Origin of the sequence: Paenibacillus vulneris (assembly GCF_039543185.1) — a bacterium.
In the GTDB taxonomy this organism is placed as follows: Bacteria; Bacillota; Bacilli; order Paenibacillales; family NBRC-103111; genus Paenibacillus_S; species Paenibacillus_S vulneris.
The window spans coordinates 331,392-355,476 of record NZ_BAABJG010000029.1; the positions used below are offsets into that span (position 1 = coordinate 331,392).

25 protein-coding genes are annotated in these 24,085 nt (G+C 51.1%); 17 read left to right on the forward strand and 8 right to left on the reverse strand.

Translation table 11 applies throughout. The features are described 5' to 3' along the window. The first annotated feature begins 36 nt into the window (after positions 1-36). The 8 genes from ABEA66_RS26335 (at position 37) to ABEA66_RS26370 (ending at position 10,453) form a co-directional block, all read left to right on the forward strand. On the forward strand, positions 37-465 hold the full coding sequence (locus ABEA66_RS26335; RefSeq protein WP_079913627.1) for a hypothetical protein: 429 nt from the start codon (positions 37-39) through the stop codon (positions 463-465). A gap of 306 nt (positions 466-771) precedes the next feature. Next, entirely contained in the window at positions 772-1,647 is an 876-nt protein-coding gene (locus ABEA66_RS26340; RefSeq protein ID WP_079913626.1) for a cation diffusion facilitator family transporter, read from the forward strand. A gap of 488 nt (positions 1,648-2,135) precedes the next feature. Further along, a complete protein-coding gene (locus tag ABEA66_RS26345; RefSeq protein ID WP_079913625.1) occupies positions 2,136-3,662 on the forward strand; it encodes an AbgT family transporter in 1,527 nt (508 codons plus the stop codon). 45 nt (positions 3,663-3,707) lie between these two features. After that, positions 3,708-4,964, forward strand: a complete 1,257-nt coding sequence (locus ABEA66_RS26350) for an amidohydrolase (RefSeq protein ID WP_345592232.1) — start codon at positions 3,708-3,710, stop codon at positions 4,962-4,964. A 219-nt stretch (positions 4,965-5,183) separates the two neighbouring features. Next, positions 5,184-6,497, forward strand: a complete 1,314-nt coding sequence (locus ABEA66_RS26355; protein WP_345592329.1) for a hypothetical protein — start codon at positions 5,184-5,186, stop codon at positions 6,495-6,497. 78 nt (positions 6,498-6,575) lie between these two features. Beyond that, entirely contained in the window at positions 6,576-7,979 is a 1,404-nt protein-coding gene (locus tag ABEA66_RS26360; protein WP_345592234.1) for a M20 family metallopeptidase, read from the forward strand. Between the two features lie 221 nt (positions 7,980-8,200). Further along, a complete protein-coding gene (locus ABEA66_RS26365) occupies positions 8,201-8,872 on the forward strand; it encodes a hypothetical protein (protein WP_345592236.1) in 672 nt (223 codons plus the stop codon). 15 nt (positions 8,873-8,887) lie between these two features. Further along, on the forward strand, positions 8,888-10,453 hold the full coding sequence (locus ABEA66_RS26370) for a glycoside hydrolase family 28 protein (RefSeq protein WP_345592238.1): 1,566 nt from the start codon (positions 8,888-8,890) through the stop codon (positions 10,451-10,453). A gap of 48 nt (positions 10,454-10,501) precedes the next feature. On the opposite strand, the gene ABEA66_RS26375 is transcribed toward ABEA66_RS26370, so the two are convergent. Continuing rightward, positions 10,502-11,773 (reverse strand): BaiN/RdsA family NAD(P)/FAD-dependent oxidoreductase, encoded by a 1,272-nt coding sequence (locus ABEA66_RS26375; protein WP_345592240.1) that lies wholly within the window; start codon positions 11,771-11,773, stop codon positions 10,502-10,504. A 311-nt stretch (positions 11,774-12,084) separates the two neighbouring features. Here ABEA66_RS26375 and ABEA66_RS26380 point away from each other — a divergent pair, with 311 nt between their 5' ends. The 8 genes from ABEA66_RS26380 (at position 12,085) to ABEA66_RS26415 (ending at position 17,157) form a co-directional block, all read left to right on the forward strand. Beyond that, the gene (locus ABEA66_RS26380; RefSeq protein ID WP_345592242.1) at positions 12,085-13,041 is read left to right on the forward strand and encodes a polysaccharide deacetylase family protein; all 957 of its coding nucleotides are present in this window, start codon (positions 12,085-12,087) and stop codon (positions 13,039-13,041) included. Between the two features lie 49 nt (positions 13,042-13,090). Next, a complete protein-coding gene (locus ABEA66_RS26385; RefSeq protein ID WP_256865532.1) occupies positions 13,091-13,219 on the forward strand; it encodes a hypothetical protein in 129 nt (42 codons plus the stop codon). A 41-nt stretch (positions 13,220-13,260) separates the two neighbouring features. Then, positions 13,261-13,686 carry a DUF3905 domain-containing protein gene (locus ABEA66_RS26390; protein ID WP_079913617.1) on the forward strand — a complete coding sequence of 142 codons (426 nt, stop codon included), beginning with the start codon at positions 13,261-13,263 and terminating at the stop codon, positions 13,684-13,686. 114 nt (positions 13,687-13,800) lie between these two features. Beyond that, a complete protein-coding gene (locus tag ABEA66_RS26395; RefSeq protein ID WP_079913616.1) occupies positions 13,801-14,235 on the forward strand; it encodes a BrxA/BrxB family bacilliredoxin in 435 nt (144 codons plus the stop codon). 198 nt (positions 14,236-14,433) lie between these two features. Beyond that, complete coding sequence (gene nadE, locus ABEA66_RS26400) at positions 14,434-15,243, forward strand: ammonia-dependent NAD(+) synthetase (protein WP_345592245.1); 810 nt, start codon at positions 14,434-14,436, stop codon at positions 15,241-15,243. A gap of 393 nt (positions 15,244-15,636) precedes the next feature. Next, the gene (acpS, locus tag ABEA66_RS26405) at positions 15,637-16,029 is read left to right on the forward strand and encodes a holo-ACP synthase (RefSeq protein WP_345592332.1); all 393 of its coding nucleotides are present in this window, start codon (positions 15,637-15,639) and stop codon (positions 16,027-16,029) included. A 30-nt stretch (positions 16,030-16,059) separates the two neighbouring features. Next, positions 16,060-16,572: an acyl-CoA thioesterase gene (locus ABEA66_RS26410; RefSeq protein ID WP_192703250.1), complete on the forward strand. Its 513-nt coding sequence runs from the start codon at positions 16,060-16,062 to the stop codon at positions 16,570-16,572. Between the two features lie 63 nt (positions 16,573-16,635). Then, positions 16,636-17,157, forward strand: a complete 522-nt coding sequence (locus ABEA66_RS26415) for a DinB family protein (protein WP_345592248.1) — start codon at positions 16,636-16,638, stop codon at positions 17,155-17,157. Between the two features lie 81 nt (positions 17,158-17,238). Here ABEA66_RS26415 and ABEA66_RS26420 read toward each other — a convergent pair whose 3' ends face one another. The 3 genes from ABEA66_RS26420 to ABEA66_RS26430 all read right to left on the reverse strand — a co-directional run bounded on the left by ABEA66_RS26420 (position 17,239) and on the right by ABEA66_RS26430 (position 19,668). Then, positions 17,239-18,003 (reverse strand): SIMPL domain-containing protein, encoded by a 765-nt coding sequence (locus tag ABEA66_RS26420; RefSeq protein ID WP_345592250.1) that lies wholly within the window; start codon positions 18,001-18,003, stop codon positions 17,239-17,241. Between the two features lie 231 nt (positions 18,004-18,234). Then, on the reverse strand, positions 18,235-18,615 hold the full coding sequence (locus tag ABEA66_RS26425; protein ID WP_079913611.1) for a c-type cytochrome: 381 nt from the start codon (positions 18,613-18,615) through the stop codon (positions 18,235-18,237). A gap of 192 nt (positions 18,616-18,807) precedes the next feature. Beyond that, positions 18,808-19,668: a helix-turn-helix domain-containing protein gene (locus tag ABEA66_RS26430; protein ID WP_079913610.1), complete on the reverse strand. Its 861-nt coding sequence runs from the start codon at positions 19,666-19,668 to the stop codon at positions 18,808-18,810. Between the two features lie 71 nt (positions 19,669-19,739). On the opposite strand from ABEA66_RS26430, the gene mutY reads away from it, so the two are divergent. Next, positions 19,740-20,888 carry an A/G-specific adenine glycosylase gene (gene mutY, locus ABEA66_RS26435; protein ID WP_345592254.1) on the forward strand — a complete coding sequence of 383 codons (1,149 nt, stop codon included), beginning with the start codon at positions 19,740-19,742 and terminating at the stop codon, positions 20,886-20,888. 41 nt (positions 20,889-20,929) lie between these two features. Here mutY and ABEA66_RS26440 read toward each other — a convergent pair whose 3' ends face one another. From ABEA66_RS26440 to ABEA66_RS26455, 4 genes are all read right to left on the reverse strand, one after another. Beyond that, complete coding sequence (locus ABEA66_RS26440; RefSeq protein ID WP_079913608.1) at positions 20,930-21,613, reverse strand: Crp/Fnr family transcriptional regulator; 684 nt, start codon at positions 21,611-21,613, stop codon at positions 20,930-20,932. Between the two features lie 23 nt (positions 21,614-21,636). Then, the gene (locus ABEA66_RS26445; protein ID WP_345592257.1) at positions 21,637-22,761 is read right to left on the reverse strand and encodes an HD-GYP domain-containing protein; all 1,125 of its coding nucleotides are present in this window, start codon (positions 22,759-22,761) and stop codon (positions 21,637-21,639) included. 262 nt (positions 22,762-23,023) lie between these two features. Then, positions 23,024-23,638 carry a superoxide dismutase gene (locus tag ABEA66_RS26450; RefSeq protein WP_079913606.1) on the reverse strand — a complete coding sequence of 205 codons (615 nt, stop codon included), beginning with the start codon at positions 23,636-23,638 and terminating at the stop codon, positions 23,024-23,026. Between the two features lie 100 nt (positions 23,639-23,738). Next, a complete protein-coding gene (locus tag ABEA66_RS26455; RefSeq protein WP_345592260.1) occupies positions 23,739-23,915 on the reverse strand; it encodes a hypothetical protein in 177 nt (58 codons plus the stop codon). Between the last annotated feature and the right edge of the window lie 170 nt (positions 23,916-24,085).

Below are 24,085 nucleotides of genomic sequence, written 5' to 3' on the forward strand. Positions count from 1 at the left end.
AGCCAAACCATCTTTTTCATGAAAGGAACGAACCGAATGACGGGTGTGCCTATCTTTTTTGAGTTTGAAAATGAAAAGTCGGCTTTGCTGGCCAAAGAAACGCTGGAGGAGCTCGGGTACCATACGGGACTGCACCGGGAATGGAAGCTGCCTGCGCTGCATATCGATGTCGAGAACAACGATCTGACCTCGGCATTGGAGATTGCCCAGGCGCACGGGGGCAGGCTGAAGGAAATGGAAGGTGCCGCAACGGAAAGCGATACCTACGCGATGGCTTATAATGAAGCCGATTATATCTCCATCCCGGCCCATCTGATCAATGAAGATCTAATGGAGAACGACAGCACGACAGCGGATACGTTCCCGGGCGTTGCTGCAGGAGAGTCGGATTCGGGCAATGGCCATCCGGTATTTGATCCTTCTACTGACGATTACAACTATTTTGATGCCGGAGTCCGATTATAAGGTCGGCTGTTTGAACAAAGGATCGGCAATAAAGCCAGGCAGCGGCCTCACGCCCACAATGCGGAGGCTGCTCTTTCTTTTGTCAGGATTTCTATTGGAGTGCTACCCCGTATCTTCTATAAATATAGACTAGAAATTAGCTTGGGTGAAAAAGATTTGCCTTAGAAAACAAAGTTGCGCTGTCCCTATTTTTCGTTGCTAGGAAAACACTGTTTCTCTAGACCCACACAAGTTTCGTTTGTTATGATGGGGTTCGGTCAAAAAGCAGCGTATTTTTCGATAAAGGAAGCTTGGGGGAGAATCAACGTGGACACATACGATAATCTGAAGCAGGGCGAGAGAGGCGCATGGGTCAGTATCATTGCCTACATTATTTTATCCGCATTCAAAATCACTATGGGATACCTGACAGGCTCAGAAGCGTTATCAGCGGATGGGATTAACAATACAACCGACATTATCGTATCTCTTGCCGTACTTATCGGCCTGCGGATCTCGCGCAAGCCGCCCGACCACGACCACCCGTACGGTCACATGCGTGCGGAAACGATCGCCTCTATGGTGGCGTCCTTCATTATGTTCGCTGCCGGCATCCAGGTGCTGATTCAGTCCGGCCAGAGCTTCTTCGAAGACAAGGGACAGGCTCCGGACATGATAGCCGCATGGATCGCCCTGATATGTGCTGCGTGCATGTGGTTCGTTTACTTATACAACAGCCGTCTGGCCCGCAAAATCAACAATCAGTCGCTGATGGCCGCCGCTTACGATAACCGGTCGGATGCGCTCGTCAGTATTGGGGCCGCCGTCGGCATATTCGGAGCGCGCCTCGGAATGCCTATTCTTGATGCCATTGCCGCATTTGCGGTAGGGATCGTTATTTGCAAAACGGCCTGGGATATTTTCTACGAAGCCACTCATGCCCTGACAGACGGCTTCGATGAAGAGAAGCTGACCATGTTCCGCGAGACGGTCGGCGATACCCCCGGGGTCAAAGGAATCAAGGACATTAAAGCTCGTGTACACGGCAGCAGCGTGCTTCTGGATGTTGTCGTAGAGGTCGCAGCGGAGCTGAGTGTGGAGCAAAGCCACGATATTAGCGATGAAATCGAACGACGCATGAACAAGAAGCATCAAATCGAGAACGTACACGTTCATATTGAGCCGTATTCAGGCAGTTGTTAAATTGCCCTTATGAGTTTGTTTAAGCCGCAGCATGGTTCCTGCGGTTTTTTGCTGTTCTGCTCAGGGGATACCCGTTCACCGGCAGCTCCAGTAAGAAATTGGAAATGATAATAAACGTGACATGGGTATTGAAATCTGAATAAAACGAATATATAATAAATTTAACGAAAATTTCGCTATATTATCTATTAATGGTTTCCGCTCGTTCCTGACGCTTTCATTTTCAATGAAAACGGTCAAAGGAACGGTTATCTCAGGTAAATAAGAAAGCGATTTCAAATGCTCAACCAGCTTCTTCCTATTAGGACAAGCAAGTGAAGAAGGGCATATTGAAATGGAAGGAATCCCTGCGAGATGACCGTGACATGGGGCAAGCAAGCTTTTGAGCCGTTACTAGATAGCTGAGAGGACAACCGGGGATAGTTTGATTCGGTCACCCTGCAACCGCATCATACGACCTACACACTATTGATCAGGGGGAACTAAATATGGAAAAGGCTGCAAATCCAGTGGTTGGCGCAAACGAATCAGGCTTGTTTAAATGGGTGGAACGTGTAGGCAATAAGCTCCCGAGCCCATTCATCTTGTTTATCTATTTGATCCTCATCTTGATGGCGGCTACTGCACTATTATCGTATTTTCACGTCGCTGCGTTCGATCCGATCAAGAAGGAACCTGTCTATGTGAAAAATCTTCTGAGCAAGGAAGGCATTCAATGGATCGTCATGAACGTGACGAAAAATTTTGCGGCCTTCACACCGCTTGCCTCAATCCTATCATTGGTGATTGGCGTCGGGCTGGCGGAAAAGGTCGGCTTGCTCGAAGCGGTTATGCGTAAAATGACGACCCGGGTCAGCGCCAAGTATGCGAGCTACCTTGTCGTATTCATTGCCTTCTTCAGTCACGTGTCCTCGGATGCGGCGCTGGTGATTATGCCCCCTCTGGGAGCCCTCATCTTCCTGGCTGTGGGACGCCACCCGGTTGCAGGACTTCTTGCGGCCATTGCCGGCGTAGGCTCCGGGTTTACGGCCAATATTCTTATCGTGACGACGGATGTGCTGCTGTCCGGCATCAGCTCGGATATCGCCAAATCGGTCAATCCCGCAATGACGGTTAACGTCACGGACAACTGGTTCTTCATGATGACCTCGGTTATTGTACTGACGATTGTTGCAGCGCTCATTACGGATAAGTTCATTGAACCGCGACTCGGCAAGTACGAAGGAAGCAAGGACAAGCAACTGGAGAAGCTGACTGACGAGCAGAACCGGGCGCTTCGCACGACCGGTATCGTGGCCCTGATTTTCATTGCCATCATGGCGATTCTCGTTGTTCCTCAAGGAGCCCTGCTGCGTGATCCGAAATTGGGTACGGTCATACCGTCGCCGTTCATGTCAGGCATTGTGCCCATCATTATTTTGTTTTTCCTTACGATAGCGGTTACCTACGGGATCAAGATGAAGCTGATCCAAAGCCAGAACGACATTCCGAAGCTGCTTGTCAGCCCGATGAAGGGGATGGCCGGTTTTATCGTGATGGTGTTCCCTCTATCGCAATTCGTCGCCTTCTTTAACTGGAGTAACATGGGGAAATTCATGGCTCTGGGGATTACCGACTTCCTTGAAAATATGAACATGACCGGCATTCCGGTCGTTATCGGCTTGATGTTTTTGTCCGCATTGCTTACGATGTTTATTGCCAGCGGCTCGGCGATCTGGTCGATTCTGGCGCCGGTCTTCATTCCTTTGTTTATGGCGCTCGGCTATCACCCTGCGTTTGCTCAAATCGTGTTCAGGGTTGCGGATTCCTCGGTCATTCCGTTTGCTCCGATGTCGCCGTTCCTTGCGCTGTTCCTCGGCTTTTTGCAGGAATATAAGAAGGATGCGAAGCTCGGTACGTATTTCTCATTAATTTTGCCTTATCCTATCGCATTTTTTATCATTTGGACGCTGCTGCTCGTTATCTGGTTTTTCCTTGGACTGCCGATCGGGCCGGGCGTATATCCGAAGATGTAACAACAACGGAAAATATAGAAAAAGATTTAAAAGGAGCTGGAGACGTTGGACATTATTGCCGTACGACGTGATTTGCATGAACATCCCGAGGTCGGATTTACCGAATTCCGCACCGCCTCCAAGGTTGTGGAGATGCTGACCGCATGGGGTTATGAAGTGATCTATGGACAAGATGCGCTGGATGGTCCGTCCCGCCGGGGACTTCCGTCAGACAACCTGCTGGAAGAAGCTTATGAGAGAGCGCTGCGTGACGGAGCAAATCCGGATATCGCAGCGCGAATGAGAGGCGGCTATACGGCTGTCATCGGGATTAAGAAAGGGCGTGCACCGGGACCGACAGTAGCCTTCCGGTTTGATATGGACGCTTTGCCGATTCGGGAAAGCGATGAGGAAAGCCACTTTCCTCAAGCGAACGGCTTCCGCTCCAAGTATGAAGGCAATATGCATGCCTGTGCCCACGACGGCCATACGACCATCGGTCTGGGACTGGCAGAGAAGCTGGCCGACGGCGATTTCTCCGGTACGGTGAAGCTCATATTCCAACCGGCTGAAGAAGGGGTTCGCGGTGCTTATTCCATCGTGCAAAAAGGGCATCTGGATGACGTCAATTATTTATTTTGTCACCATCTGGGCACGGATGTGCCTACAGGGGAGATGCACGGCGGCTCCTACGGCTTCCTGGCAAGCACCAAGCTGGCCGCGCATTTCTATGGCACAGCTTCCCATGCGGGAGCTACTCCGGAGCAGGGCCGCAACGCGCTGCTTGGCGCAGCAACAGCAACCCTGAACATCCATGCGCTGCCTCGGTTCAGCACGGGCTCGACACGCATTAACGTCGGAGTGCTGCAGAGCGGGACGGCGGCCAATATCGTTCCCGAGTATGCCAAAATGATCATCGAAACCCGCTCCATCTCCGAGGAAACGAACAGCGAGCTGGAGCGCCGGGTTCGCAATATTATTGCGAGCAGTGCGGCCATGCATGAGCTGACCTATAAGATAGAGGTCATCGGCGCGGCGATTCCGATCGTCTGCGATGAAGAGCTGGTTACACTGGCGATGGAGGAAGCGCGGCAAGTGGAGGGCTTTACTTCCATTAAAACAGGGGAGCCAAGCTCGGCCGGAAGCGAGGATGCCAGCTTCATGATCCGCAGGGTGCAGGAGCTGGGCGGCAAGGGAACGTACATGATCATCGGTTCGAATTTGCCGGCTCCGCATCATCATCCGAAGTTCGATATCGAGGAGGAAGTGCTTCCCTGGGGCATTGAGCTGCTGAACCGGATCGCCAGAAGAGTTTTGAAATAAATTCATGTTGTAAAGGATTCAATCAACTTCGCAGAAAGGGGCTCTCCTCGGATAAGGAGGAGCCTCTTTTTTCTTCACGCCCCATCCTTTAAATGAAAGGGACTCTGTAAAGCCAGCAACTCCAGTCGCCCCCCCTAGCTTCTCCTTTTCCCGAATACGGGGGAACTTGCTATAATAGAATCATCTTCTAGCTGAACTAAAGAAGGAGCAAGAGCAGTGATGTATAAATTCGGCGTTGTAGGACCCGTTCCATCCGTTGAGAAAATATTGGACGTTTCCAAGGAAAGTCCATACGAAATTGAATTTATTCCGCTTCCTTACGAAAACCCGCAGGAAGTGAAGGCTATCATAGAGCAGCATCGGCATGAGGTGCACGGCTGGTTCTTCTCCGGTCCCATACCGTATCTCCGGTCCAAGGAATTGCTCCATACCGATGCGAACGTCGTTTATTGCAAGCCTACCGGGGCGAGCCTGTTCAAGAGCTTGCTGGAGCTGTCCCTCTATCGCCGTGAGGTATCCACACGGATCTCCATTGATATGATCTATACGGAGGATCTCGATTTACAGGAATCGTTATTGGAAGCGGGCTTTCCGATGGAGCAGACCTATATTAAAATGTTCGATCAGCATACGGATCCGGATGAGCTGGTTGAGTACCATCTCAAGCTGTGGAGAGAAGGGAAAATCGACGGTGCCCTAACATGCATGACCTATGTGTATCAGGCATTGCAGGGACAAGACTTCCCGGTATACCGTATCGGGATGACGCAGCAGGACATTCGCCTGGCTGTCAAAATGATCCATGAGCAGGCTAAAAGCTCCTTTTTTAAAGATACCCAGATCGGTGTAGAAATCATTGAAATCGATCAGTTCGACCAGATCTCCGAGAAATCCGGCACTCGTTATCATCTGCAGCATCTGGAGCTGAAGATCAAGCATGCGCTGCTGCTGCTCTGCGAGAGAATCGACGGCTCCCTGCTTGAGAACGGCAACGGGAGATATCAAATATTCAGCTCCCGCGGGGCTATCGAGCGGGAACTGGAGATGCTGAGGGAGACGGTGAAGCATCTGTCTCTGGAGGCTAACGTTCCGGTAGCCGTAGGCATCGGCTTCGGCACTACGGCCTTTTCGGCCGAGAACCATGCGCGCAGGGCGGTGCAGCATGCCAAGGAGAAGGAAGACAGAGGCATTGTCATCGTGCAGGAGAACGGGGTTATAGTCGAAGCCGCAGGAGAAGAGGAAGAGCTCACGTATGCTTACCGCACCAATAACAAGGAGCTGCTGGAAAAGCTGGCCCAGGCAAACATCAGCGCCAAGACATACAACAAGATCGAAGCGCTTGTGCAGCGTATGGGCTGGGACGGGTTCACAACCGCAAGCCTGGCCTCTCATTTGTCCATGACAATACGCAACGCGCAGCGGATTATGGGAAGCCTGGTCGAATACGGGCTTGCCGAGGTCGGCGGCGAGGAGCTTCATTCGGTACGCGGGAGACCAAGCAAAATATACCGCCTAACCTCCGGATTGAAATAAACGGTAAGAAGTCCTATAATATTAATAAGCGCAACTTTCGTTAATTATTCGTTTATTAAATGTGAGGGACTGATGAAGATGAAGCCAACAGAACGGCTTTCAGCCATTATCGAGCAGAAGAGAGAAACCTTCATTCATCTCAGTGACTGTATTTGGGATTACGCGGAAACCCGCTTCGAGGAATTCCGCTCTGCGGAGCTGCTCTGTCAAGCATTAGAGCAAGAAGGCTTCACCGTGGAGAGAGGGGCTGGAGGCATTCCTACCGCTTTTGTCGGAAGTTATGGAAGCGGTTATCCTGTCGTTGGGCTACTGGGCGAATTCGATGCGCTGTCCGGCCTAAGCCAGAAGAAAGCGACGCCTGAGGCGGAGCCGATCGTCCCGGGAGGCAACGGGCACGGATGCGGGCATAACCTGCTTGGTACCGGCTCTCTGGCCGCAGCCGTTGCTCTGAAGCAGTATATGGAGGAGAACGGCATTCCGGGCACCATTCGCTATTACGGCTGCCCGGGTGAAGAGGGCGGCTCCGGCAAAGCCTTTATGGCGAGAGAAGGGTTGTTTGACGACGTCGATTTTGCCATCAGCTGGCATCCTATGGACTATAACAGCATCATGTCGGTCAGCTCCTTGGCGAACTATCAGGTCTATTATAAGTTTAAAGGCAGAAGCGCGCACGCGGCCGCTAGTCCACATCTGGGACGAAGCGCTCTCGACGCGGTCGAGCTGATGAATATCGGTGTGAACTATTTGCGCGAGCATATTATCCAAGAGGCTAGAGTTCACTACGCTATTACCAACAGTGGGGGTCATTCCCCGAATGTGGTGCAGGCGAATGCGGAGGTGCTGTATTTGATCCGCGCACCGCAAATTGGGCAGGCCAAAGAGATTTTTGACCGGGTCAGCGATATAGCCCGCGGCGCGGCCCTGATGACCGGCACGGAAGTGAGCATTGTATTCGACAAAGCCTGCTCGAACCTCGTGCCGAATACGGTCACGGAGCAGGTCATGTACGAGCAGTTCACAGAGCTCGGAGTTCCGGCGCATGACGAGGCGGAGCTGGAGCTGGCGCGGCAGGTAAAGGCGACCTTATCGGAGGCGGAGATTAGCAGTGCGCCAAACATTCCTGCGGGAATGAGAGATCGTGCGATGGCGGACCGCTTGAATCCTTATACGGGAACGCTGCCGCTGTACGGTTCAACGGACGTAGGGGATGTGAGCTGGATTACGCCGACGGCTCAATGCACGACCGCGTGCTTCGTTGTCGGCTCGCCGCCGCATACGTGGCAGTGGGTAACGCTGGGGGCTACCTCCATCGCTCATAAAGGCATGCTGCATGCCGGCAAGGTCATGGCGGCTACAGCCATGAAGATGATTCAAAATCCGGAGCTCATCGAGCAAGCGAAGCAGGAGCTGAAGGATCGTCTGCAAGGAAACACTTATCAATGTCCTATTCCTAAGGATGTCGTCGCATCCGCCAGGAAATAATTCATTCACGACGTTAAGAGTCGCTGGAGCCTGTGTTACAGGCAGCCGGCGGCTCTTTATTTTGCAAAATAAGAGCAACCGAGCAATAAAAGTCAAACGCAATCGGCCCCGCTGCATAAATGTCCTGTTGATGGAAAATGAAAAACGTAGTATGAATGAAGAAGAATAAGCTTGATCGATGCAGGAACAATTCTCTGCAAGACAGGAAACGATTGGAGCAGATGAATGTGAAAAGAATGATATTTCGTGCACAGCTCAGAGAGGGGCAGGAAGAGGCGGGGCTTAAGCAGCTGCTGGAGTCCCAAGCCGCGAGAAGGCTCGTTGATGAAGGCGCTTTGATGACCATTGCCGCATTTCGCTGGATGAGGAACGTGTTTTTGTATTATGAATGCATTCCGGAAGAAATTCACCCCGACACCCTGTTCCAAGGTGCGGCTCCCTTTTTGGAGGATTGGCCGGGACAAGAGAGCAAGAGACAATGGATTCCGATGGTCGACGTGTTTCATTTTAACGAGCCGGTAAGCTATGAGCACTGGATTCGTAAAGCTCCGGTAGAGCGCAGGGCGGGCCGAATCGCACATCTGAAGCCGGAGATGATGGCGAGCTACATTTATTATCATTACCAGCTGCAGGAGGAGCGGGCTTTCCTGGGTGAAAAGTACGAAATTATCGCCATGCACGAAAACCTGCTCTTCGGCTATCAGGAGTTTCCAAAGGTCGTGGAAGAGCCGTTGGCTCCTAAGAAATTGAACACGAAAGGCACTCCCGAGAACTGGAACGATTCGCGAATGGACCTTCATTTTCAGGCCTGGGAGGATGGCCATCTGTACTTCAAGCATATCGAGCCGATCTTTGCCTATTACTGTGGCGATGAGCATAATGAACGCATATAGAGAGGATGAAGCAGCGTGATAGTGAATATTAAAGATTTTGGCGCCGTTGGCGACGGAGTCACTAAAGATACGGCCAGCATACAAGCGGCGATTGATCATTGCTTTGAACAGGGCGGAGGCACGGTAATCGTGCCTAAGGGAGACTATTTGTCCGGCACGCTGATGATCAAATCGTATGTCAATCTGCATTTGGAGCCGGCCGGGCGAATTGTAAGCAGCATGGAGGAGCAGGATTTCGTCGCTCCGATGACGGCAGGGTCGGAGGAGCTTTTTTACAGCGAAGGCCAAGGGAAAAATGCGCTGATTTGCGCACGGCACGCCGAGAAGGTATCGATAACCGGTCTTGGGACCATTGATGGGCGCGGGGAGCATTTTCTGGAGCCTGAGGATGGGGTGAGCGACTATGTGCTGCTTCCATTGGGAGGGTTCCGCCCCAAGCTGATCGACTTTGAGGGCTGCACCGACGTGCTGTTCCGGGATGTAACGCTGTATCGCGCATCTTCTTGGGGACTGCATATGACCGGCTGCAACCGCGTCAATATTAACGGGATTAAGATTCTGGGACAGCAGCGCGGGCCGAACAATGACGGGATCGATCCGGATTGCTGTAAGGACGTGCATATTTCCGACTGCCACATTGAGACGGGCGATGATTGCATCGTGGTGAAAACGACGAAGAACGGTGCGGAGCGCTACGGCGCTTGCGAGAATATTACCGTTACCAACTGTACGCTGGTCACACACGATTCCGCTGTGAAAATCGGGACGGAAACCCACGCCGATATCCGCAATATCGTCGTCCAGAACTGTGTCATCCGCAATTCCAACCGTGGACTCGGTTTATGGGTTCGCGACGGCGCTACTGTCGAAAATATTTTGTTCTCAAACATCGTCATCGAGACGAGATTGTTCAGTGATGCGGAGGAGACCGAGAGAGAGCTTCGCTGGTGGGGCAAGGGCGAGCCGATTTTTATTACGGCGGAACGCCGCAATGGTGCACAGCATGCACCGGGTAAAATCCGCAATATCCGCTTTGATCACATCACGGTGGAATCCGAAGGCGGCGTCTATCTGGAAGGCTCGGAGGAAAGCGTCATAGAGAACATCTCGATTCGCGGACTCAAACATACGATGAGAGTGAAAAGCGGCTATCCCGGCGGCCTATTCGACACGCAGCCTTCGGCACGAGGAGTATTTCCGCATCATATTCCGGCCGTGTTCTGCCGTTACGCGAAGAATGTATCGCTCGACGATGTGGAGGTCACATGGAATGGCGAGCCGAACGAGCACTGGTCCAATGCGATGTATGGTGAGCATATCGAGCAATTGGCTCTCAAGGGCTTCCGCGGCAAGGCGGCTAAGGAGGATGTCAGCGCCATTGAACTGAAGGATGTTCAAGAGCTGTCTGTCGAAGGCTGCAAGGCTGAGAGCGGTACAGCTGCTTTCCTGACATTGGAGCAGGTAAACGCGGACGAGCTGTTCGTCGTCGGCAACGACTTCTCGAAAGTGAGAGAAGCGGTTCGCTTCGCGGACGGGACAAGCCCTGAGTATTTCTCAGCGGCGAACCGGATGCCGAAATAGCATGAAACAACTTGAGCACACCTCATATAAAGGTGTGCTTATTGCATTTTATCGGGATTCATTCAGCGATTCCGCCGCACTCTTACCCGCCGTATACCCCGTCGTAAAAGCCGCAGTAATGTTGTAGCCGCCTGTATAGCCGTGAATGTCGAGTATTTCCCCGCAAAAGAACAAGCCTGTGACCAGCTTGGACTGCATCGTCTTCGGGTCGACTTCCTTCAAGCTCACTCCCCCGCCGGTAACGAAAGCTTCTTCTATGGAAAGGGTCCCATTCACCTCGATAGGGAATGCCTTTAACAGCTGGGCCAGCTCCATCCAGGGCTGCTTAGGAATGTTATCGAAGGTGACGTCCTCGGCTATACCCGCTTTATTCAGTAGGATAGGGAGAAGCCGCTCGGAGATTGCGTTTTTCAGCACATTCTTGATCTGCTTCTTGGGGTCTGCTTTAGCCAGAGACAGAGTATAGCTGTACACTTCATCAGCGCCCAGCTCGGGAAATAAGTCCAATGTCATCTTCACCGTCGGGACATTGAACTGCTTCAGCGCTTTGACGACAAACTGGCTGCAGCGCAGGACAGCAGGGCCGGAGAGGCCGAAATGGGTAAAGATCATGTCGCCTTCGTGCTCGATCAGCTTCTTCCCCTTCGGGTTCCATACCGACAGCGTGATATTGCGCAGGGACAGCCCTTGCAGCTCCTTGCTGCGAATGAAGGGCTCTTTGGACGTCACCGGCACCTCGGTCGGATACAGCTCGGTGATCGTATGACCTCCTGCCTCTGCCCAAGCATAACCGTCACCGGTGGAGCCTGTGTGAGGTACCGATTTGCCACCAGTAGCAATAATCACCGCACTGGATTCGACACGTCGTCCGTCCTGCAATTCTACGCCGGCGACCCGATCCCCTCTGTACAGCACTTGTCGAACCGGACTATGAACGCGGATATCCACGCCCAGGCTGCGCACCTTGCCCACCAATGCAACGACAACCGTCTTGGCCTTGTCGGACACCGGGAACATACGGCCGCGATCCTCCTCCTTAAGCCGAATCCCGAGCCCTTCGAAAAAGGCGATGATATCCTTGTTGCTGAACTGAGCGAATGCGCTGTACAGGAAGCGCCCGTTGCCGGGAATATGTCGAATCAGCTCGTCCAGCTCCTTGGCATTCGTTACGTTGCACCTTCCGCCTCCGGAAATGCCGAGCTTGCGCCCGAGCTTATCTCCTTTATCGATGAGCAGCACCTTGGCTCCATGGGAAGCGGCGGCAATACAGGACATGAGGCCGGAAGGACCGCCTCCGATTACGATAACATCATAGGACATAATGATTTGAAGCTCCTTGCATTTAGAATATATTTCGACCCTTAACCCTACGGGGTGGGGTGCATGTCACTTGAGTGTGTGACCAAAAGGATAGCTTTGCTTCCAACAAACTACTTGCTTAACGCCTAAACGTTCAGCATCACCTGGAATACCTCCAATCAACGTCATTCCCATTGTACGCTTTTTCCAGCCCAATGCAAAGGATGGCCCTGATTGCATTAATATCCCAATCTACCCAACAATTCCACGGTCTTTGCCGGCAAAAGAAAAGCCATAATAACCTTACCATGTAGGGAATTGGAGGACCTGCCATGAAGCAGCGGAACGGAATCCTATGGTCGATTTTAGCCGGGTGTATCGCCATTTCGTTAATTTGGACCTTGTGGCTGCCTAACCTCTCTCATCAGGGAAAGCTTGGCTCGAACAACGCGGCAAAGGAAGAGCATCCGGCTCATTCCAATGAACTGGCTGCCGGGCTTGTCAGCCCAAAATCGGCTATGGCACCTATCCCGGACTACGATAAAGAAGAGGAACGCGTGACGACACAGCTGAGCCTCCAAGGAAACGAGACAAGGGCGCATTCTGAAGCGGCTGTCCCCTCGTCCCAAGCGAAGGATGCCCAAGGAAAGCCCGGGAAGGTGGCCTATTTGACGTTCGATGATGGCCCGTCCCGCAATACGGAGCGGATTTTACAAATATTAAGCGAACACGATGTCAAAGCGACTTTTTTTATTACCGGCCGCGCAGCCGAGCATTACCTTCCTACCCTGAAACACACCGTCCAAATGGGACACACATTAGGGAACCATACGTTTTCTCACGACTACCAGCGCATTTATACCTCCGTAGAGGCCTTCAAAGCCGATGCAGATCGATTGAATCGCTTTTTAAAAGATCGGGTAGGGGTTGAAACCGATTTGCTCCGTTTTCCCGGCGGGTCGAATAATCGGCTTAGCTGGCGGTTCGGAGGTCGAAAGGTGATGAATGCTATTACCCGGGAAATGTCGAAAAATGGATATCAATATTTCGATTGGAACGTGAGTTCCACGGATGCGGCTGCCGTCGTTCAACCCAAAGAGGAGATTATTAATGCCGTTAAAGGCAATAGTGCGGGCAAGGATCGGATCATTGTCCTGATGCATGATATGGATGTGAAAACGACAACGGTCGAAGCTCTTCCCGAGATCATCCTCTATTTGAAGCAGCAGGGATACCAATTCGATGTGCTCAGCAAGCATTCATTTACATTCCAATTTTTGAAGCTTTGAGTTAATTTCATGCGGAGAAACATAATAACAGGGAAAGGAGCTGGTCATTATGGCGAACAATCGCACAATAAATTCCGAAGAACAGCAAAAGCAATCGAAGCAAAATCATACTCCGGAAGTAGCTAATGAAGAAATAAGGGATAAAAAGCTGGATGGACCGAACCGTCCTTCGGTATAGAGGGGCATTTACGATCCAGGATGGATAGGGAGGGATAATGCGTGAGTTCAGAAGACAAGGAAAAACAGAAGTTCCCCAAAGCCGCAACCAAGGACCAAAGCGAGCTGGACCCTTTTGAAATTAACTTTTTGCCGCAGTTTCGTGAAGGCAGGGGACCGAGAGATCCGTTTGTCAACTCGCATGGCGTTGTCATTGGAGACCATGACTATGAATCGGACGAGTCTCCGCTTGAGAACTGGTCCAAAGAGACGGATCCTTCGGTGATGTCCGGTGATGAGTGGGTGCATCCGTTCAAGGATATCGGGTTTCAATCTGCGGAAAATAGGGATTACTTTGAAAAAGGGATCATTCCCGAGACCGGAAGATTCTCACATCCTGACAAAAATGTCGCTTACCCCGTCTACAGCGATACTTTGGACCACGAGCAAGAGAATGGACCTCAAGCCGCTTCAGATAAAACCGAATAACCTTCATAGGCTGCGCCAAACTTTCATCAGGTACTTTGCTTTCACCCCTTGTCGATGTATAATGAGACATACGATAGTTTGTAAATTCTTATGTAGGTAAAGGAGTGGAAGTCAATGTCCATGTCATTTGAATCATACATGAAAGATATGGTGCAGCCGATGAGAGATGAGCTGACTCGTATCGGAATTACCGAGCTGCGCACACCGGAAGAGGTTGTGGAGAAGCTGGAGAATGCCAAGGGAACGGCTCTTCTGGTTATTAACTCCGTTTGCGGCTGTGCTGCCGGTCAATGCCGTCCAGGCGTAGCCAAAGCGCTGCAAAATGATGTGAAGCCCGATCATTTGTTCACCGTATTTGCCGGTCAGGATAAAGAAGCTACGGCCAAGGCACGTGAATATTTGGCGCCGTATCCTCCGTCTTCACCATCCATCGCTCTTTTGAAAGACGGCGAGCTGGTGCATTTCATCCAGCGCCATCAAATCGAAGACCGTTCGGCCGACATGATCGCCGGAGATTTGATCAGCGCATTCGAGCAATACTGCAAATAAGATTTCTTGAAAAAGCTCCCTTCGGCTAAGCCGATGCGGAGTTTTTTTACCGCATGGGAAAGTTTATGTACACTGTGATTCACTCGATTCTTTTATGTTTGAAAATCCTTTTGGCAGCAGAGCGACGTTTGGCCCTTGCAATCTGAATACAGTGCACTATACTTATAGGAAATAGAGAGTGGAAGAGGTGGATTCACGATGAGCATGCAGCAGGAAATTATCGCAAGGCTTGGCGTAAAGCCGCAAATTAACGTGGACGAAGAAATCCGCAAGCGCGTCGATTTTTTGAAGGAATACATAGTTTCATCGGGAGTTAACGGTCTCTTGATCGCCATTAGCGGCGGGATTGACAGCGCTGTGGCGACAGGTCTCTGCATTCGGGCTACTGATGAGTTAACCCAGGAAAAGGGCAAGGAATATAAGACGCTTGGCGTATTTCAACCCTATGGAGAGCAGGCTGACATTGCGGACAGCTATGCTGTAGCTGAAGCGTTCAAGCTGAAATACCGCGTGGAAACGAATATTGAGGAAGCTGTAAACGAGATTGCCCTCGAAGCGGAGCATGCGTTGAAATCCATTGGCGAGCATCGCCATTTAAGCCGCGGAGGCAAAGGTAACGTGAAGGCGAGAACCCGCATGGTGATGCAATATGCGCTGGCGTTCGAGCTGAACCTGCTTGTCGTTGGGACAGACCATGCGTCCGAGGCGATTACCGGCTTCTATACCAAATACGGCGACGGAGCCGTAGACATCACTCCGCTCAGCTCGCTTAATAAGCGTCAGGTTCGTCAGCTGGCCGCAGCGCTCGGCGTTCCAAAAAGCGTTCTGGACAAAGCGCCGACAGCCGGCTTATGGGAAGGCCAAACCGACGAGAATGAGCTGGGAATTACCTATGAAGCCAACAGCGACTACCTGGAGGGCAAGGAGATTGATCCGGCCGTCCAAGAGAAGCTGGAGAAGCAATACTTGAAGACGGAGCACAAACGTTCCCCGATTCCGGGAATTTAATGATGATATGGCCGGGCAGCTGCCCGGCCTAAGCTTTTCTGAAACTATTAAAAACTGAAAATTGCAAGGATTAGGTGGGGTATCTCCTGGAGGAGCGATAGCGTCCGCCTTTGAAACCCGTGAAAATTCCACTAAAATCTAATCTGATTCATGGGTTTCAACAGCGGCTGGAGGGGGATACCTCACCGGAGTAACTGGCAAGTTCCAGCTTTTTAATTCTAGAAGGTTGAAGTCGGGCAGCGGCCCGGCTTATTTTATTACCATAGAGGGTGGGACATTCTTTTTCTTGCGTTTGGGATGTAGATTCGATACGATGTGATTAAAACCCAGGCAGCGGCTAAGCAATGCAGCAAGGCAGGACGCCATGTCTGGCTGGAAAAGGAACGTTTGACCATGATTATTGGAATTGGCACGGACCTGCTCGACATTGCGAGAGTGAAAGGGATTCTGGAAGGCACGGCAGGGGAACGGTTTATGCAGCGGGCGCTTACCGAAGCGGAGCGGCAGCTGGCGGCTCAGCGCAAGGGGAGATTGGCCGAATTCGTATCCGGCCGCTTTGCTGCCAAAGAAGCGGTCAGCAAGGCGCTGGGCTGCGGAATCGGCAAGCAAGTGTCGCTGCAGGACATTGAAGTGCTTCCGGACCCGTTGGGCAAACCGGTATGCAGGGTGTCGGAGGAGGCGCTTCGGAGGCTGCAGCTGCCTCCGGATACGAGAATTCATTTGAGCATCACGCATACGGAAACTTCGGCAATGGCTTATGCCATTGTGGAAGCAGCTGGTTCATGAAGAAAGGGTCACACATGGGAGGAAAGCTATATGGAGCAGCGATTTGTTAAAGAGTCCAGAACGTACAAGACATCGAGAATATTCCCAACGGATGTCAACAACCACAATACGCTATTCGGAGGCAAGTTAATGGCCTACATTGACGATATCGCCTCTATCTCGGCATCCAAACACTGCCGCCGGTCCGTCGTAACGGCTTCTACGGACTCCGTCGACTTCTTGTCGCCGATCCGGCCGACCGATTCGGTCTGCCTGGAATCGTTCGTCACCTGGACAGGCAAAAGCTCGATGGAGGTCTTCGTGAAGGTCATCACAGAGGATCTCAAGACCGGGGAACGAACCATCGCGGCAACTTCGTTCTTAACCTTCGTCGCATTGGATGAGAACAAACGGCCGGTACAGGTCCCTCAAGTGATCCCGGAAACCGAGGAAGAGCGCCGCTTGAACGCGACAGGGACAAGACGGGCGGAAATGCGTAAAACGCGCCGGGAGCAGAGCAAAGAGTTTTCGGATCATTTGATAACGCGCTTCCCGTGGGAATAGACGCACAGCAATCCTTATTAAATCTTCCACAATCACATTCGAGAGGAAGGACGGTTATTCGACATGAACCAGAGACCCGCTTCGAGCGAGTATGCTCCTTACTATGGCACTTATATCCAGCTTGTCCCTGCAGAAGGTGATTTGATTCAAATCCTGGAGGATCAACTCCAGCGTACTATCGCATTTTTAAGCGGATTAACGGAAGAGCAGGGAAACTACCGCTATGCGGAAGGAAAATGGAGCGTTAAAGAAGTCATCGGTCATATTACGGATAATGAGCGGATCATGAGCTACCGGCTTCTGCGGATTGCGAGAGGGGATACGACGCCGCTTCCGGGCTACGATCAGGATACGCTGATGGAGGGATCTCCGTTCCAGCGTTGTACGCTAGCTTACCTGCTCGAAGACTTTAAGGCTGTCCGTCAAGCCACACTGACACTCTTAAGATCGTTGACGGAGGAAGCGTGGGGAAGAGAAGGGACCGCGAGTGATTGCGTAATCTCAGCCAGAGCTCTGGCCTGCGTCATCATCGGCCATGAGCTGCACCACCTTCAAGTGCTTCGCGACCGTTATGGAATCCAATAAGACGCGCGAATAAGACAAAGAATCTCCCACGAAAGTCTCTCAGGACGGTGGAAGATTCTTTTTTTGCTTCATCCCGCAGTATTAAAACTCATATTGAACGCTCAGGTTCGTTGTAATGGTTAGTTCTCCAGGAGCAATGGAGGTTGCTGAAGAAGCAGTATCTGCAGCTTTCATAAGCATAGGGCTGTACTCACGGCGAACCGGAATAGCGGAGGTTCCGGTTTGAACTACGTTCACTACGCCTTTCAGCTCTTTACCAACGGTTTTGGCAATGGCAATCGCTTTGGCTTCAGCATTTTTCATGGCGGAGTCAATGGCCTGGATTTCGTATTCCTGGCGTTTTTCGGTATCGAATTGAACCCCGTTAATTTGGTTCGCCCCGGCAACGGATGCCGCATCGAGGAAGGCGCCTACCTTATCGATATCGCGGTAAGTGACTTGAACCATTTGCGTTGCGGAGTAGCCAATAATTTTGGGCTCCTTGTCCGTATAGCTGTAAACAGGCTGTACGGAAAATCCGGAGGTTTTCACGTCTTTCTTGTCGAGCTTATACGTATCATACAGCAGGGCCGTCAGTCCTGCGAAGCTTTCCGCATTCAGCTTTTGAGCTTCGCTGGCGGTGTCGGCTTTGGTCATGACGCCAAGATTGATATAGGCCACGTCTGGAGCGACCTTGATCTCACCTTCGCCTCCGACGGTGATCGTTTTACTGTAAGCGGTGCTTACCTGCTCCGCATAGGCGGTAGCAGCGCCTGCCGGATGCAGTGAAGTGAAAGACGTCAAGCCGGTTAATAAAGTGGCTGCAGCAACTCCGATAATGAGCTTGTTTTTGACGGTCGATTTCATGTTATTCCCCCGATTACCAAAATGTTGTTTCACCTCTTCAAACGGAACGGTCCGCAAAAAGGTTGCAATTCGGATGCAAAGAGAGAAAAAAATTTTTGCTGACGGCGGTGCCGGTTGTTCGATCGATCCACAGCACGGACAAAACAAAAACATCTGCTGTACGACAGTTATCGTATAACGGATGTCTTGGTTTATGGGCGGCTTCCAGCTATGAAGGCTGTGGCCGGCAGACTATTTTTTGCTGGCAAGCCATTCGGCCAATGCCTCGGTTTCCTCGGGCTTAAGCTTGGTGCCGAAGCCGGGCATGCCGTTGCCGCCGCTAATAATTTGCTTGCTGATCTGCTCCTTCGTCAGCTTGCCGCCGATTTTTTGCAGATTGGTCGCGGGACCGACCTTCCCCTCGAGGTTGTTGCCGTGGCAGGAAATGCAGCTCTGCTTATACAGAGCTTGTACCTGTTCCGGCGCACTCGTCAGCGCGTCACCTTGGCTGGCGGCTTTATTGCCGCCGCCGAAGGGCTCTCCGCCCTGCTTGGCGGTGCCGCCGCAGCCGGCTAACGCTCCAACGATGAGTAAAGAAACGGCCCAACTGAGCCCTTTGGTGATTTTGCTCATCCGGTTATCCCCCTACCGATTGGTATGAAATATTATTACGATATGAAAGAAAACGATATAGTACGGATGGGTCAGACCATCTGATGATTGCCCTTATGGCACGAATCTTTTGAAAAGAGGCTTGCTTATGCGTAGCGTACACCTTCCAGCCTGGGAAGTCAAACCAACGAATGAACTTGTGCCTCATGAAATTCAGTGGTCCATATAGGGGGCAAACCGGTGCTTTTTGGCATATTCCCGCGGCGAGACGCCGGTCACCTTTTTGAAAATGCGGCTGAAATAAAATTCATCCGTGTAGCCGACGCTGTTCGCAATCAGCTTAAGCCGGTAATCCGACAAGACCAGCAGCTCCTTGGCACGGTCGACCCTTAGATGGGTCAAGTAATCAATAGGGCTGTAGCCGATATATTTTTTGAATAATCGCGAATAGTGGCTTACGCTTAAACCGGCCATTTGCGCCAGCCCCTCCAGGGTAAGCGGCTCCTGGTAGTGCCCGACCATGTGGTCTTGGGTGAGCTCGATAGCAGCCGTAGTATCCCCGGCTATCTTTTGTGCGCGGAAATCCTGAATCAGCGTCAGGAAAAACTCAAGAAGCAATATTTTTCTCCGCATGGCGGTCATATGTCCCCGGCGCTTCCACAGAATATCGAGCTGCTCGAACAAATAAATGAGCTGGGGCGTATTATTAACCGTGTACATGCCCTCGAGCGGGAAGGAGGCTTCCGTTGAGCTTCGGTAAATCCACTGTTCCTTCTCCTCGAAAGTTTCCGTATAATGAAAACGGAGGAAGTAGTATTCGAGCGGCTGCTCGGGATCCGTTTGGCGTTCAACGACCATGCCCGGACTAAAGCAAAAAAACTTCCCCGGCTCGGCCGGATAATGAGTGCCGTTGATCGTAAACGTGCCTTTTCCTTTAATAATAAGCCAGATCGAATGATGCTGAATCGTTCTGGGCAGCTGGTGCCACTGGGGGCTGCATTTTTGATGTCCTACCAACAGGATGGAAATCACAAGCCTATTAAGCCGTGCCGCCAGTTCACCGGGAGTTAACATTTGCCTCACTCCTCTGATGATTTTCAAATGCCATCATTATACCATATCGTTCCGCAAGAGAAGGAGACCTCATGGATACGAACTTGAAAAAACAATATTTTTCCGAAGAGCTGCTGTCCTGGTACCGCAAGCATCGCCGTGATCTGCCGTGGCGCCGCAGCAGAAACCCTTATCATATATGGATTTCGGAAGTGATGCTGCAGCAGACCCGGGTGGAGACGGTCATCCCGTATTTTCACCGTTTTATCGAACGCTTTCCAACGATGGAGGCGCTGGCGGAAGCACCGGAGGAGGATGTGCTGAAGCTGTGGGAGGGGCTGGGGTATTATTCCAGAGCCCGCAATCTGCAAGGGGCCGTGCGAGAGGTCCAGGAGCGGTATGGCGGTACAGTACCGGATACGCTGAAGGAAATATCTACGTTAAAGGGAGTAGGCCCTTACACGGCCGGTGCCGTACTAAGCATAGCGTACAATAAACCGGAGCCGGCTGTTGACGGTAATGTCATGCGAGTCCTATCCCGGTATTTTCTTATTGAAGAAGACATTATGAAGGTCAGCACGAGAGGAATTATGGAGAAGCTCGCGAAGGAGCTGATTCCGGAGGGAGCAGCCGGCGACTTTAACCAAGGCTTGATGGAGCTCGGCGCCATGGTGTGTACCCCGCGTTCGCCCCATTGCCTGACCTGTCCGGTGATGGAGCACTGCGCTGCCAGAGAAGCGGGAATGGAGGAGGAGCTGCCCGTCAAGAAGAAGGCCAAGCCCCCGCGTCCCGAGTACCGGATCGCCGCTCTTATCGAAGGGACAGGCCCTAACCAGGGGAAGGTGCTGATCCGGCAGCGCCCGCAGGAAGGACTGCTTGCGCGGATGTGGGAGCTGCCGCATACGGATGTTCCCTTTACGTACAGCCCATCGGAAAAGGCGCATCCTTCGATAGACTCGATTCCCTCCTCGGTGTCTATATTGGCAGACCATTTGGCCGAGGAAACCATCGGCATTCATCCGGAACGATGGTATATGCACGCCGAACATACGTTCAGTCATATCCATTGGGATATGCAGGTGATCGCCTGTAGTCTGGAATCCTCACTTCTGCCTTCCGGCAGCAGTCTGCTGATGCCCTCCCATTATCAATGGGTAGACCGGGATACGATGGGGCAGTATGCGTTCCCCAATGTATTTCTGAAAATATTAAACCGGTATTTTGCCGAGCATAGCAACTGATGCTACCCAAACCGAAGGATAACATAGTAAAAGAGCGGGTTTTATACAATCCGCTCTTTTAACGCTTCCATTCGTCTTATGTATATCATCTTCTTGTCGATGGTAATGATCTGGTCTTCCTGAAGCTCCTGAAGCACCTTCGTGACGGATTCCCGAACGGTCCCGGCCAAATTCGCAAGCTGCTGATGGGTCAGCTTCATGTTGATTAACACTCCGCCCTGGCGAACGATTCCATGCTCCTCGGCCAGCCGGGCAATCACCTTGATCGTCCGGGTACGCACATCCAGGAAGGTCAGATTGGCGATTTGATCGTTGGCGTTGCGCAGACGTTCCATGGTAGATTCCAGCAGCTTAAGACATAGCTTGGGCGATTTCTCCAGAAATTCGATAAAATCGGATCTCATCAAGGAATACATCGTCGTATTCGCCAAAGTTTCCGCCGTTGCCGACCTTGTCATGTCCTGCTGAATCAGCGACATTTCTCCGAAATAATCCCCCTCGCTCAATAAGCTGAGGATAACTTCCTTCGTATAATCAATCCGATAAATTTTGACGACGCCGGTCTCGATAATGAAAAATTCGTTTCCTAGATCGCCTTCGTGAAACAGCACCGTATTTTTCTTTATTTTACGTTCCGTAAAAAGAGGCGATATGGACATCAGCTCGCTGACCGAAAAATCTTCAAATAATGGCACTTCCTTTAATAAAGGGACAATACTATGCATGAAAAGCTCATCTCTTTCCAAACTTAATGTACCAGTGCATCTTCACCAATGCGGTATATCCGGATATGGAGATGCCGGGATAAATCGATCTCCACAGGCTGAAGCAATTCTTGACCCTGTTCATTGGTAAGTATGCGGACGACCGGCCGATGTTTAAAGCTGGGGTTATGCTTCGAGACGATGCCGATTTGTCCAGTGCTTAACCGAACGCTTAAGCCAACGGGATAAATGACAGCACGGCTGCGAAACGAATCTACCTTCTCTCTATCATACAATGTTCCTGCTCTTGTGAAAAGATTTTCCAGTGCGTGCTCAGGTGAAAAGGCAGGCCGGTAAGGGCGCGGATTGGTCATGGCATCGTAGGCGTCCAATAAACCGATCCACTGTGCAAAAGGGTGGATGCCAGCCTTGGTTAAGCCTGCAGGGTACCCGCTTCCATTTATCTTCTCATGGTGTTGAAGTGTACAGTGTGCAGATAGCAGAGGGATATCCGGTGCATCCTTGACGATTTTGTAGCCGTACTCCGTATGCTTTTGAATTTCCTCATATTCGAGCGGTGTAAGGGGGGCTGTTTTTAACAACAGCTTGGGGGATACTTGAGTGTTTCCGATGTCGTGCAGCATGCCGCCAAGTCCGAAAGCGTACAGATCATCCTGACCATAGCCGTCGACAATGCCGATTCGTGTAGCATAGACGCACACATTCAAGGCGTTTTGGCATAGCTGATCCAGAATAGACAGGCTACTTTTGTAAGTGTGCATCAGCCATATCGAGTCATCCTCGGGTGATTGCCTATTCTGCTCCTGCAGATCCTCAACGATCAGCTTCATGCTCTGGAGCGCTGCTTGGGATAAGGAGCGCATGTCTCCGCTGTTCCAATCTCCCGACTGCTGTAATCTTTGGAAAGCGGGCATCAAGTGATAGCGAACGGCTGCCGAGGTTTCCTCTCTTACCGCATCGGTAATCCGGATATCCTCCGTCCGCGGATCGTCGATATGCAGCTGCTGGAAGCCCATCAGCTTTAATTTGCGAATATCAGGCAGGGAAAGCTCCGAGTGGTAACTCAACATCGTCTGCCCCTCTTCGGACACAATGGGTTTGCCGAGCTTCATCCCGGGATGCACCATTGAGATAGGGAGTAGCCTCATCGACTAAATACCACCTTTATACTCGGTTATTTGATCATGCTGCTGTATAGTAAAGTAAAGATGCCTGATCCATTTCGCAATAAATTCCGTATGTCTCATTATTTCATATCAAGGTAAAAAATGCTATGAAATATTCCATTAAAACATGAAAATAATCCCATAAAAGGGGTTGGGATTCCAATTCGGCTCGGATACTTTGCAGGGAGCCCCTAATAGTAAAAAGAGAGGGACTGATAAGTCCCTCTCTAAAAGGTTACAATCCTTATTTTACTGCAGCTTCGTAGCGTTTGCCAACTTCAGCCCAGTTTACAACATTCCAGAAAGCGGAGATGTAGTCAGGACGTTTGTTTTGATATTTCAAGTAGTAAGCATGCTCCCAAACGTCCAAGCCAAGGAGTGGCGTATTGCCTTCCATGATTGGGCTGTCTTGGTTAGGCGTGCTGCTTACAACCAATTTGCCTTGAGGAGTAACGGAGAGCCAAGCCCAGCCGCTGCCGAAACGAGTTGTAGCTGCTTTAGCGAAGTCCTCTTTGAATTTGTCGAAGCCGCCAAGCTCGTTGTTGATAGCGTCAGCCAATTTGCCTGTTGGAGCGCCGCCGCCGTTTGGTCCGATAATTTCCCAGAACAAGGAGTGGTTGGCATGACCGCCGCCATTGTTACGAACAGCCGTACGGATAGCTTCAGGTACACTGTCCAGGTTAGCGATCAGGTCTTCAAGGGATTTAGCTTGAAGATCCGCATGACCTTCCAACGCTGCGTTCAGGTTTGTCACATAAGTGTTGTGGTGACGATCGTGGTGGATCATCATAGTCGTTTCATCGATATGCGGTTCCAACGCGTTGTTTGCATAAGGCAGTGGTGGTAATTGATGTGCCATTCGTAAATACCTCCTAAGAATATGTAATTTCGAATTCCAACCTTATTATCCTCTATTTTTGATATAAAATCAACATGTATGTATAAAAAGTGAGCGTATTTTAATCCCGCTTCTGGATTTCTTTGATGATTTGGCTCAGCATCGCGGTTCCCTGGACATTGAGCCAAGGGGACAGATCGCTCATCACACGTTGATGATAGTGAAGCTCTTCTTCGGTCCAGTCGGATGTATTCACGTCATTCAGCTCATGAATGCGGCGGACGTCCTGGATGGTCATAGCGGTTCTCCTTTCCTCTTGTTGTCAATTTCCCGCATTAGCATTTCTCGGCAGCGGAGATTTTATACCTGGATGCCTGCGGAGTAAGGAGGCCCAAGCTATTATTAACCGAAAAAAGCGAAGACGAAACATAGGAAAAACCCAAAAACATCGCTTGTGTTAGAATGCGG

Excerpts from the sequence above, each read along its gene's own strand:
- ABEA66_RS26395 (WP_079913616.1), top strand. The coding sequence starts at position 13,801 with ATGTCCATGTCATTTGAATCATACATGAAAGATATGGTGCAGCCGATG.
- ABEA66_RS26415 (WP_345592248.1), top strand. The coding sequence starts at position 16,636 with ATGAACCAGAGACCCGCTTCGAGCGAGTATGCTCCTTACTATGGCACT.
- nadE (WP_345592245.1), top strand. The coding sequence starts at position 14,434 with ATGAGCATGCAGCAGGAAATTATCGCAAGGCTTGGCGTAAAGCCGCAA.
- ABEA66_RS26425 (WP_079913611.1), bottom strand. The coding sequence starts at position 18,615 with ATGAGCAAAATCACCAAAGGGCTCAGTTGGGCCGTTTCTTTACTCATC.
- ABEA66_RS26380 (WP_345592242.1), top strand. The coding sequence starts at position 12,085 with ATGAAGCAGCGGAACGGAATCCTATGGTCGATTTTAGCCGGGTGTATC.
- ABEA66_RS26445 (WP_345592257.1), bottom strand. The coding sequence starts at position 22,761 with ATGAGGCTACTCCCTATCTCAATGGTGCATCCCGGGATGAAGCTCGGC.
- mutY (WP_345592254.1), top strand. The coding sequence starts at position 19,740 with ATGGATACGAACTTGAAAAAACAATATTTTTCCGAAGAGCTGCTGTCC.
- ABEA66_RS26420 (WP_345592250.1), bottom strand. The coding sequence starts at position 18,003 with ATGAAATCGACCGTCAAAAACAAGCTCATTATCGGAGTTGCTGCAGCC.
- ABEA66_RS26410 (WP_192703250.1), top strand. The coding sequence starts at position 16,060 with ATGGAGCAGCGATTTGTTAAAGAGTCCAGAACGTACAAGACATCGAGA.
- ABEA66_RS26385 (WP_256865532.1), top strand. The coding sequence starts at position 13,091 with ATGGCGAACAATCGCACAATAAATTCCGAAGAACAGCAAAAGCAATCG.
- ABEA66_RS26450 (WP_079913606.1), bottom strand. The coding sequence starts at position 23,638 with ATGGCACATCAATTACCACCACTGCCTTATGCAAACAACGCGTTGGAA.
- ABEA66_RS26440 (WP_079913608.1), bottom strand. The coding sequence starts at position 21,613 with ATGCATAGTATTGTCCCTTTATTAAAGGAAGTGCCATTATTTGAAGAT.
- acpS (WP_345592332.1), top strand. The coding sequence starts at position 15,637 with ATGATTATTGGAATTGGCACGGACCTGCTCGACATTGCGAGAGTGAAA.
- ABEA66_RS26345 (WP_079913625.1), top strand. The coding sequence starts at position 2,136 with ATGGAAAAGGCTGCAAATCCAGTGGTTGGCGCAAACGAATCAGGCTTG.
- ABEA66_RS26430 (WP_079913610.1), bottom strand. The coding sequence starts at position 19,668 with ATGTTAACTCCCGGTGAACTGGCGGCACGGCTTAATAGGCTTGTGATT.
- ABEA66_RS26360 (WP_345592234.1), top strand. The coding sequence starts at position 6,576 with ATGAAGCCAACAGAACGGCTTTCAGCCATTATCGAGCAGAAGAGAGAA.
- ABEA66_RS26455 (WP_345592260.1), bottom strand. The coding sequence starts at position 23,915 with ATGACCATCCAGGACGTCCGCCGCATTCATGAGCTGAATGACGTGAAT.
- ABEA66_RS26355 (WP_345592329.1), top strand. The coding sequence starts at position 5,184 with ATGTATAAATTCGGCGTTGTAGGACCCGTTCCATCCGTTGAGAAAATA.
- ABEA66_RS26375 (WP_345592240.1), bottom strand. The coding sequence starts at position 11,773 with ATGTCCTATGATGTTATCGTAATCGGAGGCGGTCCTTCCGGCCTCATG.
- ABEA66_RS26335 (WP_079913627.1), top strand. The coding sequence starts at position 37 with ATGACGGGTGTGCCTATCTTTTTTGAGTTTGAAAATGAAAAGTCGGCT.
- ABEA66_RS26365 (WP_345592236.1), top strand. The coding sequence starts at position 8,201 with ATGAATGTGAAAAGAATGATATTTCGTGCACAGCTCAGAGAGGGGCAG.